Source organism: Streptomyces sp. NPDC085937 (assembly GCF_044540535.1).
In the GTDB taxonomy this organism is placed as follows: domain Bacteria; phylum Actinomycetota; class Actinomycetes; order Streptomycetales; family Streptomycetaceae; genus Streptomyces.
The window spans coordinates 269,859-287,738 of sequence record NZ_JBITSH010000011.1 but is presented as its reverse complement, the minus strand read 5'-3'; the positions used below and the strand labels follow the sequence as shown (position 1 = coordinate 287,738).

The following is a 17,880-nucleotide window of genomic DNA, read 5'->3' as shown; positions in this document are numbered from 1 at the left end:
TCCCACCTCACGCGGCCGATCCGGATAATGATCGTCCTGTTGTCGGTGCGGCCCGGTACGCTCGAAAGCACGATGACAGAGGATCTCTCACCGGCCGAGCGGTACGCGGCAGCACGCAGGCGCGCTGCCGAGCAGGCCACCTCGCTCGCCTCCTTCCGCGAGATGTACGACTTCGGCCTCGACCCGTTCCAGATCGAGGCCTGCCAAGCCCTGGAGGCGGGGAAGGGCGTGCTGGTCGCCGCCCCCACCGGATCCGGCAAGACGATCGTCGGCGAGTTCGCCGTCCACCTGGCCCTCCAGCAGGGCAAGAAGTGCTTCTACACGACCCCCATCAAGGCGCTGTCGAACCAGAAGTACGCCGACCTGAGCCGCCGCTACGGCTCCGACAAGGTGGGCCTGCTCACCGGTGACAACAGCGTCAACTCCGACGCCCCCGTGATCGTGATGACCACGGAGGTCCTGCGGAACATGCTGTACGCGGGGTCGCAGACGCTGCTCGGCCTCGGCTACGTGGTGATGGACGAGGTGCACTACCTCTCCGACCGCTTCCGCGGCGCGGTGTGGGAGGAAGTGATCATCCACCTCCCGGAGTCCGTGACGCTGGTCTCCCTGTCGGCGACCGTGTCGAACGCCGAGGAGTTCGGCGACTGGCTGGACACCGTCCGCGGCGACACCGAGGTGATCGTCTCCGAGCACCGGCCCGTCCCGCTGTTCCAGCACGTGCTGGCGGGCCGCCGGATCTACGACCTGTTCGAGGAGGGGGAGGGCCGCAAGAAGGCCGTCAACCCCGACCTCACCCGCATGGCCCGGCTGGAGGCGAGCCGCCCGTCCTGGGGCGACCGCAGGCGGGGGCGCAACAACATGCGGGACGCCGACCGCGAGCGGGAGCGCAGACAGCGCTCGCGGGTGTGGACACCGAGCCGGCCGGAGGTCATCGAGCGGCTGGACTCCGAGGGCCTGCTGCCCGCCATCACCTTCATCTTCAGCCGCGCCGCCTGCGAGGCCGCGGTCCAGCAGTGCCTGTTCGCGGGCCTGCGGCTCAACGACGAGGAGGCGCGGGCCAAGGTCCGCGACCTGGTCGAGGAGCGCACCGCCTCCATCCCGGCCGAGGACCTGCACGTCCTCGGCTACTACGAGTGGCTGGAGGGCCTGGAGCGCGGCATAGCGGCGCACCACGCGGGCATGCTCCCGACCTTCAAGGAGGTCGTCGAGGAGCTGTTCGTGCGCGGGCTGGTCAAGGCCGTGTTCGCGACCGAGACCCTGGCCCTGGGCATCAACATGCCCGCCCGCTCGGTGGTGCTGGAGAAGCTGGTCAAGTGGAACGGCGAGCAGCACGCCGACATCACGCCCGGCGAGTACACCCAGCTGACCGGCCGGGCCGGCCGGCGCGGCATCGACGTCGAGGGCCACGCCGTGGTGCTGTGGCAGCGCGGTATGAACCCCGAGCACCTGGCGGGACTGGCCGGCACGCGCACCTATCCGCTGCGCTCCAGCTTCAAGCCGTCGTACAACATGGCGGTCAACCTGGTCGAGCAGTTCGGGCGGCACCGGTCGCGGGAACTGCTGGAGACGTCGTTCGCGCAGTTCCAGGCGGACAAGTCGGTCGTCGGCATCTCGCGCCAGGTGCAGCGCAACGAGGAGGGTCTGGAGGGCTACAAGGCCTCGATGACCTGCCACCTCGGCGACTTCGAGGAGTACGCCCGGCTGCGCCGCGAGCTGAAGGACCGGGAGAACGAGCTGGCCCGGCAGGGCACCGCGCAGCGGCGCGCGGAGGCGGCCGTCGCGCTGGAGAAGCTCAAGCCCGGTGACGTCATCCACGTGCCCACCGGCAAGTACGCCGGGCTGGCGCTGGTGCTCGACCCGGGGCTGCCCGCGGGCCGCACCAACGGTCACCGGGGCGTGGAGTACCACGACGGTCCGCGCCCGCTGGTGCTGACCGCCGAGCGGCAGGTGAAGCGGCTGGCGTCGATCGACTTCCCGGTGCCGGTGGAGCCGCTGGAGCGGATGCGCATCCCGAAGTCCTTCAACGCGCGTTCCCCGCAGTCCCGTCGGGACCTGGCCTCCGCCCTGCGCACCAAGGCCGGCCACATCGTCCCGGACCGGCACCACAAGAAGCGTTCCCAGGCGGCCGACGACCGGGAGATCGCGCGGCTGCGCAAGGCGCTGCGGGCGCACCCGTGCCACGGCTGTCAGGACCGCGAGGACCACGCCCGCTGGGCCGAGCGCTACCACCGGCTGATGCGGGACACCTCGCAGCTGGAGCGGCGCATCGAGGGCCGGACGAACACCATCGCCCGTACCTTCGACCGGATCGTGGCGCTGCTGACCGAGATGGACTACCTGCGCGGCGACGAGGTCACCGAGCACGGCAAGCGGCTGGCGCGGCTGTACGGCGAACTCGACCTGCTGGCCAGCGAATGCCTGCGCGAGCGGGTCTGGGAGGGGCTCGGCCCCGCCGAACTCGCCGCGTGCGTGTCGGCGTTGGTGTACGAGTCGCGGGTCGCCGACGACGCGATGGCGCCCAAGCTGCCCTCGGGCAAGGCGAAGGCGGCGCTCGGCGAGATGGTCCGCATCTGGGGCCGGCTGGACGCCCTGGAGGAGGACTTCCGGATCAGCCAGACCGAGGGTGTGGGCCAGCGCGAGCCCGACCTGGGCTTCGCGTGGGCCGCCTACATGTGGGCTTCCGGCAAGGGCCTGGACGAGGTGCTGCGCGAGGCGGAGATGCCGGCCGGTGACTTCGTGCGCTGGTGCAAGCAGGTCATCGACGTGCTGGGCCAGATCTCCGCAGCCGCCCCGGTCACGGAGAACTCGACGGTCGCGAAGAACGCCCGCAAGGCGGTCGACGGTCTGCTGCGCGGGGTGGTGGCCTACTCCTCCGTGGGCTGACCTCCTCGGTCCCCGCCCGACGTTCCGTCCGGAAGCCCGGTGCGCTCCTCGCGCGCCGGGCTTCCGCGCTGAGTGCGCTCCCGTGTGGGGGCTTGAGCGTGGGGCCGGGCGGGCAGGATGAGGTCGCCCGGCGGCCCGCTCCCGTCGCCCCGGTGCCTCGCCCCGGTCGCCCCGGTGTGCCGCCCGCCGTCCGGGGAGCGCCTCACCAGTGACGGTGGGTGGCCGTCGTACGCCTGTACGCGGTGACGCAGTGTGTTCGAACGGCGCCGGACCGTGGAACGCCTCCGAGCGTACCCCTGCCGCAGGGACCGTTTCCGGCACTTGCTGAATATGACATGGCGATGATCCCGTCGGACTAAGCTCGCCCGCAGCGCACCGAGTTGAGTTGAATTCGTGCGCTTGTTCCCTTATGTGCACGTTCCCGACCGTCAGTCGATACGCTTCAGAGGGCTCACATGGCGAGTGTCCAACTTCCCTACGCACGCGTGCTGTTGCTGCCGGCCATAGTGATGGCCGCGGCGACCGGAGCCGCCGTCGCCCTGGTGACGGAGCCCGCCCGGATCGCCGTCGGCGTGTGCGGTGCCGTCGCGACCCTCCTGGTGGCCGCCGCCGCCACCGAGGCGGTGCGCCGCGGCCGGGTGCTGCGTGAGGCGCGGGCCGAGCACGACCGTCACCGTGCGTATCTGGAGGCGCGGATCGCCGCCCACGACACGGAGACCGACTACTTCATCCGCAAGGTCTTCCCCACGTGCCTGGCCCACCTGCACAACGGGAACGACCCGCACGAGGTGATGCGCGACCTGCCGCGGCTCAACCCGTCCTGGCGCGAACTGCCGAAGTACCAGCTCGAACTGCTGCGGAAAGTCCTCCAGATCATCGATGACGAGGAGAACCTGCGGGACTCCTCGCAGCGCTCCTTCGTCAGCATCGCGCGCCGCGTCCAGGCGATCGTCCACCAGCAGGCCAAGGAACTGCGGGAGATGGAGGAGGACCACGGCCGCAACCCCGAGGTCTTCGACGACCTGCTGCGCATCGACCACGGCACCGCGCTGATCGGCCGCCTCGCCGACTCCATCTCGGTCCTCGGCGGCGGCCGCCCCGGACGTCAGTGGCCCAAGCCCGTCGCGCTCTACAGCGTGCTGCGTGGCGCCATGTCCCGCATCCTCGAGTACCGCCGCATCGACCTGAAGTCCATCGCGAAGATCAACATCAAGGGCATCTACGTCGAGCCGGTCATCCACGCCGCCGCCGAACTCCTCGACAACGCCACCCGCTACTCGCCGCCGACCAGCAAGGTCAGCGTCACCGCCACCGAGGTGCAGTCCGGCGTCGCCATCGAGATCGAGGACGCCGGAGTCAGCCTCGACGAGCAGGCCCGTGCCCGTATCGAGGGCATCCTGGACCGCGCCCAGCGCGGCGTCGACCTCCAGGAGATCGGCGCCAACCCGCGCCTCGGCCTCGCGGTGGTCGGCCGGCTGTGCACCCAGTTCAGCATGCAGGTGTCGCTGCGCGCCTCCGCCTACGGCGGTGTCCGCGCCGTCCTCGTCGTCCCCAGCGAGATGGTCACCGACCAGCCCGGCGTCGGCCTCGCGCACGGCATCGGCGCCACCGCCGTGCCCCGACCCGTCGACGCCCTCCCGGGCCCGCAGCGCGCCCCCAAGAAGCGCCGCCCCACCAGCCCCCGCCTCCCCGAGACGGCCGCTGTCGAGGACGACGTCCCCGAGGTCACCGAGTGGACCGCCGGCGGACTGCCGCAGCGCCGCAGCCGTGTGAAGACCCCGCTGGCCCAGCGCTACGCCGAGCAGGCCGAGGCCGAACGCGCCGAACGGGAGGCCAAGGAGCGGGGCGAGGAATACCACGACATCTGGGCGGCCGCCGAGCCCGAGAAGAAGAAGCGACACGACCGCGAACCCGGGCTCTGGGTCGACGCCTTCTGGGAGGGCCTGAAGAAGGACCTCGACCCCGGCGTCCACCCCACCGACTTCACCCGGAACCCGACCGCCTACCTGCATCTCATCAACGAACCGGCCCGCACCGAGGCCGATGACGAGGGGGACCTCAAGTGATCCAGCAACGAGCCAACTTCGACTGGATGCTCAAGGAGCTCGCCGACGGCGTACCCGGCGTCGAGATGATCGTGGTGCTCTCCGCGGACGGCCTGCGCATCGCCCGCTACGGCGGTGAGCCGGACGCGGCCGACCGGGTTGCCGCCGCCTGCGCCGGGGTGCAGAGCCTCGCCGGTGCCGTCGCCCAGGAACTCCCGCACGGCGACGGCGAGATGAAGATGGTGCTGATCGAGATCGACGAGGGCTACTTCTACCTGATGGCGGCCGGTGCCAACGCCTACCTCGCCGTGCTCTCGGACATGACCTGCGAACCGGGCCGGATGGGCGGCATGATGCGCGACCTCGTCGTCCGCATCGGCGCCCATCTCACCAGTCCGCCGCGACGGAACGGGCAGACCGTATGACTCCTCCGCAACGCCAGAGGCGCACCCCCCGGCAGGGCACCCCCGCGCAGCCGGCCGCCCCGGCCCGGAAGGAGGGCGAGGGCGGCAACCCCGAGCGGCTCTACGTCGTGGCCGGCCCGGACGGCGAACGCGCCGACATCGACCTGGTGACGCTGATCGTCGCGCGGTCCCCGGACCCCCCGCCCTCCGCGACCCCCGAGCAGGCGGCGCTGCTCCGGCTCTGTGTCGCCCCCCTGTCCGTGGCCGAGCTGTCGGCCTATCTCAGTCTGCCGTTCAGCGTGGTGACCGTGCTGCTCACCGAGCTGCTGACGGCGGAACTGGTCCAGGCGCGCTCCCCGATCGTGCGCAAGGCGCTCCCGGACCGTTCCCTTCTCGAAGCGGTGATGCATGGACTTCAACGGCTCTGACACCATCCCGGGCCCACGCGCCGAGGATCAGCTGCCCCACACGGCGCAGTCCGCGGTGAAGATCGTGATCGTCGGCGGGTTCGGGGTCGGCAAGACCACCATGGTCGGCTCGGTCAGCGAGATCAAACCGCTGACCACCGAGGAGACCATGACCCAGGCCGGCATCGGGGTCGACGACAACTACGGCTCCCCGTCCAAGACGGCCACCACCGTCGCCATGGACTTCGGCCGCATCAAGATCACCGACGAGCTGGTGCTGTATCTGTTCGGCACGCCGGGCCAGGAGCGCTTCTGGTTCCTGTGGAACGGCCTGTTCGAAGGGGCGCTCGGCGCGGTCGTACTGGTCGACACCCGTCGGCTCGAGGTCAGCTTCGACGTGATGGGGCGCCTCGAGGAGCGCGGGGTGCCGTTCGTCGTCGCGGTCAACTCCTTCCCGGACGCGCCCCGTTACCCCGTATCCGACCTGCGGGCCGCGCTCGACCTGTCCGAGCAGATCCCCATCGTGGAGTGCGACGTGCGGCGCCGCGCCTCCAGCCGCGACGTGCTGATGACCCTGATGCGGTTCCTGCACTCGCTCGCCATGACGGGCTCGCTCGCCTGACGCGTTCCCCTGTCCCGGACGTCTTTCCCCTCCGGACATCTGCCTTCCTCCCCGGGTACCTCCCTCCCCCTCCCCGGGCATCCGCCTCCCCCTCCCCGGACTTCTGTCTTTCCCCTTCGGAGCGACCACAGTGACGCCTGAATCCCACCCCTCGACGCCGGATCTCCCGGCCGGCCCGGACGACGACGCCCGTCAGGAACCGCCTCCCGGATGCCCCGCGCACGGCCGGGGCCCCGGCGGACTCGCCCGCCTCCACGAGTCGGACGACCTGAAGAAGCTCTACGAGCACCTGCGGACCGAACACGGGCCGGTGGCGCCCGTACTGATCCACGACGACCTGCCCCTGTGGGTGGTGCTCGGCCACGCCGAGAGCCAGCAACTCGTGCGCAGCCCCGCGCAGTTCTGCAAGGACAGCCGCATCTGGTCCGCGCTCCGCGACGGTCTGGTCAAGCCCGACCACCCGCTGATGCCGCACATCGCCTGGCAGCCCATGTGCGCGCACGCCGAGGGCGAGGAACACCGGCGCTGGCGCGGCGCCATCGACACCGCCGTCGCGGCCACCGACTTCCGCAGCCTGCGCCGCCACGTCAACCGCAGCGTCCAGCGCGTCGTCAACCGGTTCTGCGAGGCGGGCGAGGCCGACCTGGTGAGCCAGTACGCCGAGCACCTGCCGATGGCGGTGATGTGCCACGTCCTCGGCATGCCCGACGAGTACGACGACCGCATGGTGCAGGCCGCGCGCGACATGATCCGCGGCACCGAGACCGCCATCGCGAGCAACGCCTTCGTGATGGCGGCGCTGGACCGGCTCACCGCCCGCCGCCGCGAGGAACCGCTCGGGGACTTCGCCGGTCACCTCGTCAGCCACCCGGCCGGGCTGACCGACGAGGAGGTCAGCCAGCACCTCCGGGTGGTGCTCATCGCCGCCTACGAGGCCACGGCCAACCTTCTCGCCAACGTGCTGCGCCAGGTGCTGATCGACCCCCGCTTCCGCTCCCAGCTCAACGGCGGCCAGATGACAGTGCCCCAGGCGGTGGAACAACTGCTGTGGGACGAACCGCCGTTCAGCACCATCTTCGCCTACTACGCCAAGCAGGACACCGAGCTCGGCGGCCAGCGCATCCGTAAGGGCGACGGACTGCTGTTCGCGCCCGCGCCGGCCAACGTCGACCCCCGGGTGCGCCCCGACCCGACCGCCGACATGCAGGGCAACCGCTCGCACCTCGCCTTCGGCGGCGGCACGCACGAGTGCCCCGGACAGGACATCGGCCGTGTCATCGCAGAGGTGGGCGTCGACGCCCTGCTCATGCGGCTGCCGGACGTGGAACTGAGCGTCACCGAGGAGGAGCTGACCTTCACGGAGTCCATCGCCTCGCGGCATCTGGTGTCGCTGCCGGTGCACTTCACGCCCCGGCCGCAGCAGGAGATCACACAGGCGCCGAGCCACGAGAACGAGGCGCCGGCGCAGCGTGACTGGCAGATCGGTGTGAACCGGCCGCGGGGTGCCGCTGCCGGGGCTGGGTCCGGTGCCGGGGCTGGAGTCGGGGGTGGGGGTGCGGCGACGGTTGCGGAGGTCGCGGCGGTGCCCGCGCAGGCGTCGGCGCCGGGCACCGGTACGGGCTTCGACGCCGGTCCGGGCTCTGGCGTCGGTCCGGGCTCTGGCGCCGAGGTGGGCTCCGGGGTCGGGGCGGGCTCTGGCGTCGGGGTGGGCTCCGGGGTCGGGGCGGGCTCCGGCGTCGGGGCGCTTCCGGACGGGGAGCCGGTGCCGCAGCGGCCCGTGCCGCCTCCGCCGGTCGCGGAGCCGGCCCCGCCGACGGGTGCCTGGCAGCGGTTCCTGCGGTGGTGGCGCGGCTACTGACCTGACGCCCAGTCCTCGTACGAGGCCCACGCCCCGAGCACCCGGCCGCTGGTGAACCGGTGCTCCACACCGGTCACCGGGTCGGTGAACCGCAGCTCACGGGCCAGCAGCTGCAGCGGACGCCGGAAGTCGCCGGCCGGGACCGGGCCGGTGACCTCGGGGTAGAGGGGGTCGCCCAGGATCGGCACCCCGAGGGCGCTCATGTGCACGCGCAGCTGATGGGTCTGTCCGGTGCCGGGCACCAGCCGGTACCGGGCCAGGTTGTCCGCCCGGTGCGCGAGGAGCTGCACGTGGGTCAGTGCGTTCGGCTCGCCGTCGACCTCCTGCGCGGTCAGTACCCCGCGCTCCTTCACGATCCGGCTGCGGACGGTCCGGGGGAGGGTGGCGGCGAGGGAGGGGTCGTGGGGGGCGACGGCCTCGTACTCCTTGTGCACCAGCCGGTCGCGGAACAGCGTCTGGTAGGCGCCGCGCTCCTCGGGCCGCACGATGAACAGCACCAAGCCGGCGGTGAGCCGGTCGAGGCGGTGCGCCGCGGTCAACGCCGGCAGGCCCAGGTCGTGGCGGAGCCGGGCGAGCGCGGTCTGCCGGACGTGGCTGCCGCGGGGGGTGGTGGCGAGGAAGTGCGGCTTGTCGACGACGACGATGTGCTCGTCGTGGTGGACCACGGTCAGCGGGAACGGCACCGGGGCTTCGTCGGGCATGTCCCGGTGGAACCAGACGCACAGGCCCGGGGCGTAGGGGGTGTCCGCCGGGACCGGGCGGGCGTCCGCGCCGACGATCTCGCCTGCGGCGAACATGGCGTCGATCTGGGCGGGGTCGGCTGCCAGGCGCGAGACCAGGTGGTCCCGGACGGTGGTGCCGGGGCCGCCGGCCGGGAGACGTACGCGGACGGGGTCCACGCCGTCGCGTTGCGGCAGGGGTGGGGGAGGGGGTGGGGGGCGTCTGCGTCTCACGTGGGGCAAGGGTACGGGGGGTGTGGGCGGGGGCCGGTTCGTGGCTTGGCCGGGTGGGGGCGGTTGTCGGGTGAGGGTGGGTGGGGGCTGGTCGCGCAGTTTCCCCGCGCTCCTGGGAGGGGTGCCTTTCTTGCGCCCCCTACGGCGTCGGCGTCAGTGGGTGGGTTCTTGTTCTGCTTCGATTTGGGCGTTCCAGTCCCGCTTCGAGGCCTGCCAGCCGTCCTCGTTGTGACCCAGGCGCCAGTAGCCGGAGATGGACAGGTCCTCGCGCGGGACGGCGCGCTCCACGCGCAGCAGACGGCGCAGTTCCTTCACGAAGTGGGCCTCGCCGTGGACGAAGGCGTGGAGGCGGCCCTCCGGCCAGTCGAGGGCGCGGACGGCCTCCACCAGGGCCTCGCCGACCTTGCGGTCACCGCGGTGCAGCCAGCGGATGTCCACGTCGGAGTCGATCTTGTGCTCCTCCTCCGGGCCCGCGATCTCCACGAAGGCGAACGCGCGCGCACCGTGCGGCAGCGACTCCAGGGAGCGGGCGATGGCCGGAAGGGCGCTCTCGTCGCCGGCGAGCAGGTGCCAGTCGGCGGCCGGGTCCGGGGCGTACGCGCCGCCGGGGCCCAGGAAGCGGACGACGTCACCGGGCCGGGCGTTCATGGCCCACGGGCCGGCCAGCCCCTCGTCGCCGTGGATCACGAAGTCGAGGGTCAGCTCACGGTGCTCCGCGTCCCACTGGCGGATGGTGTACGTCCGGGTCACCGGCCACTGGTCGCGCGGAAACTCCGCACGGATCCGCTCCACGTCGAACGGCTCGGGGTAGACCGCGCCGGGTGCCGGGAACAGCAGTTTGACGTAATGGTCGGTGCAGGTGTCCGCCGGCAGGCCGGCGAGCCCCTCGCCGCCGATCACCACGCGCTGCATGTGCGGTGTCAGCCGCTCGGTGCGGACGACCTCCGCGGTGTGCGGGGTGCGCGGCGCGCGTGCCGGTCGCTCTGCCATGAGGGGCCTCCCTGTCGCAGTTAGGTTTACCTAAGCTAACACCTCGACCTGCGTCGGTGGCGCAACTCCCGCTGCGGAAGGCCCCGGTGGCTCACTCCGCGAGGGTGGCCAGCAGGCGGCCGAGCGACCCGCCCAGGCCCCAACGCGCCGTCAGGGACTCCACCGCGGCCGGGTCGCGCGGGGCGTGCGGCAACGCCGTGTCGACGTCCGGGAGCGGGACGTCGTCCGCGACCCGGACGACCTTCGGCGCCACCGCCAGGTACGGCCGCGCCTCGTCCAGGCGTCTGCGCTGCGTCGGCGTGAGCTTGGCCTTCGGGTCGTCCACGGCCGCCAGGATCCCGGCCAGGTCCGTGAACTCGGCCAGCAGCTTGGCCGCCGTCTTCTCGCCGACGCCGGGCACGCCCGGCAGGCCGTCGCTGGGGTCGCCGCGCAGCAGCGCCAGGTCCGCGTACCCCTTGCCGTCCACCCCATACTTCTCGCGCAGCGCGGCCTCGTCCGTGATCTGCAGCGTGCCGACGCCCTTCACCGGGTACAGCACGCGCACCCCGCGCGCGTCGTCCACCAGCTGGTACAGGTCGCGGTCACCGGTGACGATGTCGACCGGCCCCTCGGCGCGGGCGGTGAAGGTGCCGATCACGTCGTCCGCCTCGTACCCGGCGACGCCGACGCGCGCGATGCCGACCGCGTCGAGCACCTCCTCGATCACCGGCACCTGCGGCGACAGAGTGTCGGGCACCTCCTCCTCGTCGGGCCCCGACGCGCGCTCCTCGGCGACGCGGTGCGCCTTGTAGGAGGGGATGAGGTCCACCCGCCACTGCGGACGCCAGTCGGCGTCCATACATGCCACCAGGCGGTCCGGCCGGTGGTCCTTGACCAGGCGGTCGATGAAGTCCAGCAGTCCGCGCACGGCGTTCACCGGCGTGCCGTCCGGCGCCCTGACGGACTCCGGGACGCCGAAGTAGGCGCGGAAGTACAGGGAAGCGGTGTCGAGGAGCATCAGTCGTCCGGTCACGTCCGCATCATGCCGCACCCCACCGACAGCACCGCCCGGACGGCGCGCCCGTCGGCCGTCCGCGCGACGTGTTGCGTCCTGCGCTACGTCTGTGAGGCCGCCCACGAAAAGTTTGCGTCAAGTCAAAGGGGGGAGGCGCGGGCCCGGAGCGATACCGGTTTCAGGTTCAACCTGTTGCGGACCGCCACGAGCCGTCCGTAGGGCATCGCTCCTGCCCTGTGTTGTCGACTCGAGAGGTTCGTGTGTCATCAAGGCTTGAGGCCGAGCGCCTGTACAAGGTGTTCGGCAGACGACCGGACCAGGCGGTCGAACGACTGCGCCAGAACACAGCAGACCGTGAGGAGCTGCGCGCGGACGGTGTCACCGCCGCCGTCATCGACGCCTCCTTCACTGTGGAGCCGGGCGAGATCTTCGTCGTCATGGGCCTGTCGGGCTCCGGCAAGTCCACCCTGCTGCGGATGCTGAACGGTCTGCTGGAACCGACCGCCGGACACGTCCGCTTCGACGGACAGGACCTCACCGCCCTGTCCGACCGCGAACTGCGCGACGTCAGGTCCCGGAAGATCAGCATGGTCTTCCAGCACTTCGCGCTCTTCCCGCACCGCAGCGTCCGTGACAACGCTGCCTACGGTCTTGAAGTGCAGGGCGTGCCCCGCGCCGAGCGCGAACGCCGCGCCGACGAGGCGCTCGCCCTGTGTGGCCTGGCCGGCTGGGAGGACTCGTGGCCCGACGAGCTGTCGGGCGGCATGCAGCAGCGCGTCGGCCTCGCCCGCGCGCTCGCCACCGACGCCGACCTGCTGCTGATGGACGAGTCCTTCAGCGCCCTCGACCCGCTGATCCGCCGCGACATGCAGGACCAGCTGATCGAGCTGCAGAAGAAGCTGAAGAAGACCATCGTCTTCATCACCCACGACCTCAACGAGGCCATGCGCCTCGGTGACCGCATCGCCGTCATGCGCGACGGCCGCATCGTGCAGATCGGCACCGCGCAGGACATCCTGATCCGGCCGGCCAACGACTACGTGGCCTCCTTCACCCAGGACGTCGACCGCTCCCGCGTGCTCACCGCCCAGGCCGTGATGGACCCCGAGGTGCGCGGCGACGAGGCCGACTGCGGCTGCGAGACCGCGGCGCCCGGCACGTCCTTCACCGAGCTGTGCGCCATCAGCGCGCGCGTGCCGCACCCGGTGGCCGTGGTCGACGACGGCGAGCTCGTCGGCGTCGTGCCGCGGCAGCGTCTGGTCGGGTTCCTCGGCGACGAGGAGGCGGACCCCGGCGTCTGCGACAGCCCCAAGGGCCAGGGCGGGAAGGTGATGGCCCATGCCTAGGATCCCGCTCGGTGACTGGGTCAACAGCTCGGTCGACTGGCTGCTCTCCAACCTGACCTGGCTGTTCGACTTCTTCAAGGCCGTCTTCACCGGCGCCTACGACGGTGTCGACGCCGTCCTCCAGGCCCCGGAACCGCTGATCCTCTGCGGCATCTTCGCGGTCATCGCCTTCTGGCTGCGTGGCACCCTCGCCGGTGTCCTCACCTTCGTCGGCTTCGCCTTCCTCGACTCCATGGAGTTGTGGGAGGACTCGATGGTGACGCTGTCCCTGGTGCTCGTCGCCACCGTGATCGCGCTGGTGATCTCGGTGCCGGTGGGAATCTGGGCGGCCCGGTCCGACCGGGTCAGCGCCTTCGTCCGGCCGATTCTCGACTTCATGCAGACGCTGCCCGCGATGATCTACCTCATCCCGGCGATCCTGTTCTTCGGGACCGGTTCCGCCCCCGGCATCGTCGCCACCCTGATCTTCGCGCTCGCCCCCGGCGTGCGCATGACCGAGCTGGGCATCCGGCAGGTCGACAAGGAACTCGTCGAGGCGGCCGAGGCGTTCGGCACCACGCCCCGCAACACCCTGCTGCGCGTCCAGCTCCCGCTGGCGCTGCCCACGGTGATGGCGGGCGTCAACCAGGTCATCATGCTCGGCCTGTCCATGGCGGCGATCGCCGGCATGGTCGGCACCGGCGGGCTCGGCGGCGCCGTCATCGAGGCCATCGGCCAGCTGAACATCGGCCTCGGCGCCGAGTCCGGCCTGGCCATCGTCATCCTGGCGATCTACCTGGACCGCATGACCAGCGCCCTGGGCACCCAGGTGTCGCCGCTGGGCCGCCGCGCGGCCGCCAAGGCGCGCGCCGCGCAGGGGCTCAAGATCTGGTCCTACCGTCCCCGGCCGCAGGTCGCCGTGGTCGGCATCGTCGTCCTGGCCCTGGTGGCGGGCGGCATGGGCCTGTTCGGAGGCTCCGCCGGGTCCTCCGGCACCACCGCGGACGACAAGAAGGTCGGCGACGGCAAGAAGATCAGCATCGGCTACATCCCCTGGGACGAGGGGGTGGCCTCCACGTACCTGTGGAAGGAGATCCTCGAGCAGCGCGGCTTCGAGGTCGAGGCCAAGCAGCTGGACGCCGGGCCGCTCTACACCGCGCTGGCGCAGGGTGACGTCGACTTCCAGACCGACGCCTGGCTGCCCACCACGCACGCGGAGTACTGGAAGAAGTACGGCGACCGGCTCGAGGACCTCGGCACCTGGTACGAGGAGACGACGCTGGAGCTGACCGTCCCCGCGTACATGAAGGACGTCAACTCCCTCGAGGACCTGAAGGGCAAGTCCGCCACCTTCGGCGGGAAGATCACCGGCATCGAGTCCAGCGCCGGCATGATGGGCCTGCTGAAGAGCAAGGTGCTGCCCGCCTACGGCCTCGACAAGGAGTACAAGGTCGTCGACAGCTCCACCCCGGCGATGCTGGCCGAACTCAAGCGCGCCTACAGCAAGAAGGAACCGGTCGTCGTCACGCTCTGGTCGCCGCACTGGGCGTACAGCGACTACGACCTGAAGAAGCTGAAGGACCCCAAGGGCTCCTGGGGCGAGGGCGACGCGGTGCACCTGGTGTCCCGCAAGGGCTTCGCCGGTGAGAACCCGGTCGTCGGGCAGTGGCTGAAGGACTTCTCGATGAGCGAGAAGGAACTCACCGGCCTGGAGGCCGAGATCAACAAGGCCGGCAAGGGCCGTCAGCAGGACGCCGTGCGCGCCTGGCTGAAGGACAACCCGGACGTCGTCGACAAGCTGGCCCCCGTGACGTCCGGTTCGGGCGGCGACACCCCCGCCGAGGCGAAGCGCGCCCTGGACGTGGCGTGGTTCCCGTGGGAGGAGGACGTCGCCGTCACCTACCTGTGGAAGAACGTCCTGGAGCGGCGCGGCTACAAGCTGAACCTCAAGCAGATGGAGGTCGGCCCGGTCTACACCGGCCTCGCGTCCGGGGACATCGACCTCAACTTCGACGCGTGGCTGCCACACTCGCAGAAGAACTTCTACGAGCCGAACAAGGACAAACTCACCGACCTCGGTACGTGGTACGAACCGGTGTCGCTCGAGATCTCCGTCCCGTCCTACGTCAAGGACGTCAAGTCCCTGGCGGACCTCAAGGGCAAGGCCGACCTGTTCGGCGGACGGATCGTCGGCATCGAGGCCGGGACCGGCCAGATGGACATCCTGAAGAACAAGGTGCTGCCCGCCTACGGCCTGGACAAGGAGTACAAGGTCGTCGACGGCTCCTCGCCGGCGATGCTGGCCGAGCTCAAGCGTTCCTACGCCAAGGAGAAGCCGGTCGCGGTCACGCTCTGGTCGCCGCACTGGGCGTACAACGACTACGAGCTGACCAAGCTCGCGGACCCGAAGCGCGCCTGGGGCGAGAGCAACACCATCCACACCATCGCGAGCAAGAAGTTCCCCGAGCAGTACCCGCAGCTCACCGAGTGGATCAAGGACTTCCACATGAGCGAGGACGAGCTCGGCTCCCTGGAGGCGGAGATCAAGAACCGCGGCCAGGGCCACGAGGAGGAGGCCGTCGCCGCCTGGCTGGAGGAACACCCGGACATGGTGGAGCGGATGACGCCGCGGTAACCGCCGTACCGGCCGCGTCCCCGAGGGGCGGGTCCCGGAGCGTCCCTCAGGGGCGCCCGGACCCGCCCCTCGCGCCGCCCGGAGCCGCCGCGTGCCACGGAAAGAATCCGGACAACCACAGAGCGCCAACCCCTCCCCGGACCTCCCCGTGACCTTCCGGCGAACACGGTGAACAATGGCGGGAACACCCCCTTTCGCATCCGGGGGGTGCCGAGGGGCCCCATGGGCGGCTGGCGCGAACTGTGAGGTGGGAAGCGGCCGCTCACGCCGGCGACGTGGCAGGCGCCTGAAACGGTTCGCCGAACATGCGTAGGGTGCAGACAACTCAGCGAAGGAAGGGCGCCGGGGCCTCGGCGCCCGGGGTGCGGGACGAGCGGCGAAGGAGGGAGCCGGAGCGATGGGCGACCACAAGGAACAGCCCCTGCGGGTGGGCGCGGCCGTGCGGCGGCGACGCCGTGCGCTGGACCTCACCCTCTCCGTCGTGGCCGAGCGCAGCGGTCTGTCGGTCCCGTTCCTCAGCCAGATCGAGAACGAGCGGGCGCGTCCCAGCCAGAGCTCCCTGGAGAAGCTCGCCGACGCGCTGCGCACCACCGCCGTGGAACTGCTCGCCGCCGCCGACCCGGCGTGCAGCGTGGACGTCGTCCGCGCGGAGGGCGCCGAGTCCTGGGCCGAGCCCCGGGTGCGCTCCCTGGTCCGCGGCCACCACCAGATGCACGCCTCCGAGTTCACCGGCGACCATGACGCCGGACGTGAACTGCAGTTCCGCAACGACCAGTTGATGTACGTCGCCGAGGGCGCCGTGGAGATCGAGGCCGAGGGGCGCGCCTACCGCCTGGGACGCGGCGACACCCTGTACCTCACCGGCGGGGTCCGGCACCGCTGGCGGGCCACGGTGCCCGAGACCCGGCTGCTGGTCGTCGCCGTCGCCGAACACATCGAGGCGCTGCGGGACACCAAGCCGCGCCGATGAGTCCCGTCCGGGTCGTCTCCCTCGTCCCCTCCCTGACGGAGGCCGTGGCCGTCTCCGCGCCCGGCGCGCTGGTCGCGGCCACCGACTGGTGCACGCACCCCGCCGGGCTGGACGTCGCCCGCGTCGGCGGCACCAAGAACCCGGCGGTGGACCGTGTCGCCGCCCTCGCCCCCGACCTCGTGATCGCCAACGAGGAGGAGAACCGGCAGCCCGACCTGGACGCCCTGCGCGCGGCGGGCCTCGACGTGCTGGTGACCCACGTACGGACACTGCCGCAGGCGTTCGGCGAGCTGGAGCGGGTGCTGTCCGCGTGCGGGGTGCGGACCCGGCCCCGCTGGCTGGACGAGGCGGAGGCGGCGTGGGAGGCGCCGCCGGCGTCCGACGAGGTCCGCACGGCGGTCGTCCCCGTCTGGCGCCGCCCCTGGATGGTCCTCGGCCGCGACACCTTCGCGGGCGACCTGCTGGCCCGCCTCGGCGTGCGCACGCTGTACGCGGACCACGCCGAGCGGTACCCGCGCATCCCGCTCGACGAGCTGCGCGCGGCACGGCCGGACCTGGTGGCGCTCCCCGACGAGCCGTACCGCTTCACCGCGGACGACGGCCCGGAGGCGTTCCCCGGCATCCCCTGCGCCCTCCTCAGCGGCCGGCACCTCACCTGGTACGGCCCCTCCCTCGCCGAGGCGCCGGAGGTGCTGGGACACGCGGTGCGGGCGGCCCACGTCTGACGGGCGGTGCGCGCGCGGGCGGGCGGTGCGCGGGCGTTGCATAAGCTGGGCTTATGAGCAGGACGGAAGACCGCGCCGACGAACGGCACCCGGGTGCCGGTTCGCTGGCGCACCGGGTGCCCGACCTGGGGGCGCTCGAGCTGCTGCTCACCGTGGCGCGGGTGGGCAGCCTGGGGCGGGCGGCCCGGGAGCTGGGCATCACCCAGCCCGCCGCGAGCAGCCGGATCCGCTCGATGGAGCGGCAGCTCGGCGTGGCCCTCGTCGACCGTTCGCCGCGCGGGTCGCGGCTCACCGACGCCGGGGCCCTGGTCACGGACTGGGCCCGGCGGATCGTCGACGCGGCCGAGGCCTTCGACGCGGGCGCCCAGGCGCTGAGGGACCGCAGGGACTCCCGGCTGCGGGTGGCGGCCAGCATGACGATCGCCGAGTACCTGCTTCCCGGGTGGCTGGTCGCGCTGCGCGCGCAGCGCCCGGACACGGCGGTGTCCCTGCTCGCCGGCAACTCCACGGCGGTCGCGGAGCGGCTGCTGGCGGGGGAGGCGGACCTGGGGTTCGTGGAGGGGCTGACGGTGCCGGCCGGGCTGGACTCCGCGGTGATCGCCCATGACCGGCTGATCGTGGTCGCGGCCCCCTCGCACCCCTGGGCCCGTCGCGGGCGCCCGCTCGCGGCGGAGGAACTGGCGGCCACCCCGCTGGTACTGCGTGAGGAGGGCTCCGGCACCCGGCAGGTGCTGGACGCGGCGCTGGGCGGGCTGGCCCGGCCGCTGATCGAGCTGTCCTCGACGACGGCGGTGAAGGCGGCGGCGGTCGGCGGGGCGGGGCCCGCGGTGCTGAGCGAGCTGGCGGTGGGGGAGGAGCTGGGGATGCGGCGCCTGGTCCGGATCCCGGTCCAGTCGGTGGCTCTGGCCCGCGACCTGCGGGCGGTCTGGCCCACGGGCCACCGCCCCGCCGGCCCGGCGCGGGATCTTCTGTCCCTGACGCGAGGCTGAGGCGCCCCCCCGGGGGCGCGGGGAACTGCGCGCCCGGCCATGGTGTTGCCCGCACCCGGCGTACAACAGTCCCCAGC

General features: G+C 71.8%; 14 protein-coding genes. 11 read left to right on the top strand and 3 right to left on the bottom strand.

Annotation, left to right across the window (positions count from 1 at the left end; genetic code table 11):
- Positions 1–27 precede the first annotated feature (27 nt).
- The 6 genes from ACIF8S_RS23840 (at position 28) to ACIF8S_RS23815 (ending at position 8,222) form a co-directional block, all read left to right on the top strand.
- Entirely contained in the window at positions 28–2,886 is a 2,859-nt protein-coding gene (locus ACIF8S_RS23840) for a DEAD/DEAH box helicase (RefSeq protein ID WP_400001558.1), read from the top strand.
- A 455-nt stretch (positions 2,887–3,341) separates the two neighbouring features.
- Entirely contained in the window at positions 3,342–4,952 is a 1,611-nt protein-coding gene (locus tag ACIF8S_RS23835; protein ID WP_400001556.1) for an ATP-binding protein, read from the top strand.
- On the top strand, positions 4,949–5,356 hold the full coding sequence (locus ACIF8S_RS23830) for a roadblock/LC7 domain-containing protein (RefSeq protein WP_024885160.1): 408 nt from the start codon (positions 4,949–4,951) through the stop codon (positions 5,354–5,356). Before ACIF8S_RS23835 ends, ACIF8S_RS23830 begins: the two co-directional genes overlap by 4 nt.
- The gene (locus ACIF8S_RS23825; protein ID WP_400001555.1) at positions 5,353–5,763 is read left to right on the top strand and encodes a DUF742 domain-containing protein; all 411 of its coding nucleotides are present in this window, start codon (positions 5,353–5,355) and stop codon (positions 5,761–5,763) included. The genes ACIF8S_RS23830 and ACIF8S_RS23825 overlap by 4 nt, the downstream gene beginning before the upstream one ends.
- Positions 5,744–6,364, top strand: a complete 621-nt coding sequence (locus ACIF8S_RS23820) for a GTP-binding protein (RefSeq protein WP_400001553.1) — start codon at positions 5,744–5,746, stop codon at positions 6,362–6,364. The genes ACIF8S_RS23825 and ACIF8S_RS23820 overlap by 20 nt, the downstream gene beginning before the upstream one ends.
- Positions 6,365–6,494: 130 nt before the next feature.
- The gene (locus ACIF8S_RS23815; protein ID WP_400001552.1) at positions 6,495–8,222 is read left to right on the top strand and encodes a cytochrome P450; all 1,728 of its coding nucleotides are present in this window, start codon (positions 6,495–6,497) and stop codon (positions 8,220–8,222) included.
- On the opposite strand, the gene ACIF8S_RS23810 is transcribed toward ACIF8S_RS23815, so the two are convergent.
- The 3 genes from ACIF8S_RS23810 to ACIF8S_RS23800 form a co-directional block, all read right to left on the bottom strand.
- A complete protein-coding gene (locus ACIF8S_RS23810; protein WP_400001550.1) occupies positions 8,216–9,175 on the bottom strand; it encodes an RluA family pseudouridine synthase in 960 nt (319 codons plus the stop codon). The two genes, ACIF8S_RS23815 and ACIF8S_RS23810, sit on opposite strands and share 7 nt — an antisense overlap.
- 153 nt (positions 9,176–9,328) lie before the next feature.
- Complete coding sequence (locus ACIF8S_RS23805; protein ID WP_400001548.1) at positions 9,329–10,165, bottom strand: siderophore-interacting protein; 837 nt, start codon at positions 10,163–10,165, stop codon at positions 9,329–9,331.
- A 91-nt stretch (positions 10,166–10,256) separates the two neighbouring features.
- Positions 10,257–11,177, bottom strand: coding sequence for a 5'-3' exonuclease H3TH domain-containing protein (locus tag ACIF8S_RS23800; protein WP_400001547.1), 921 nt, complete (start codon positions 11,175–11,177; stop codon positions 10,257–10,259).
- 242 nt (positions 11,178–11,419) lie between these two features.
- Here ACIF8S_RS23800 and ACIF8S_RS23795 point away from each other — a divergent pair, with 242 nt between their 5' ends.
- From ACIF8S_RS23795 to ACIF8S_RS23775, 5 genes are all read left to right on the top strand, one after another.
- Positions 11,420–12,505: a glycine betaine/L-proline ABC transporter ATP-binding protein gene (locus ACIF8S_RS23795; RefSeq protein ID WP_349790744.1), complete on the top strand. Its 1,086-nt coding sequence runs from the start codon at positions 11,420–11,422 to the stop codon at positions 12,503–12,505.
- Positions 12,498–15,119 carry an ABC transporter permease/substrate binding protein gene (locus ACIF8S_RS23790; RefSeq protein WP_400001545.1) on the top strand — a complete coding sequence of 874 codons (2,622 nt, stop codon included), beginning with the start codon at positions 12,498–12,500 and terminating at the stop codon, positions 15,117–15,119. Before ACIF8S_RS23795 ends, ACIF8S_RS23790 begins: the two co-directional genes overlap by 8 nt.
- A 397-nt stretch (positions 15,120–15,516) precedes the next feature.
- Positions 15,517–16,089: a helix-turn-helix domain-containing protein gene (locus ACIF8S_RS23785; protein ID WP_349790746.1), complete on the top strand. Its 573-nt coding sequence runs from the start codon at positions 15,517–15,519 to the stop codon at positions 16,087–16,089.
- Positions 16,086–16,814, top strand: a complete 729-nt coding sequence (locus ACIF8S_RS23780) for a helical backbone metal receptor (protein WP_400001544.1) — start codon at positions 16,086–16,088, stop codon at positions 16,812–16,814. The genes ACIF8S_RS23785 and ACIF8S_RS23780 overlap by 4 nt, the downstream gene beginning before the upstream one ends.
- A 53-nt stretch (positions 16,815–16,867) precedes the next feature.
- The gene (locus ACIF8S_RS23775) at positions 16,868–17,803 is read left to right on the top strand and encodes a LysR family transcriptional regulator (RefSeq protein ID WP_400001542.1); all 936 of its coding nucleotides are present in this window, start codon (positions 16,868–16,870) and stop codon (positions 17,801–17,803) included.
- Positions 17,804–17,880 lie beyond the last annotated feature (77 nt).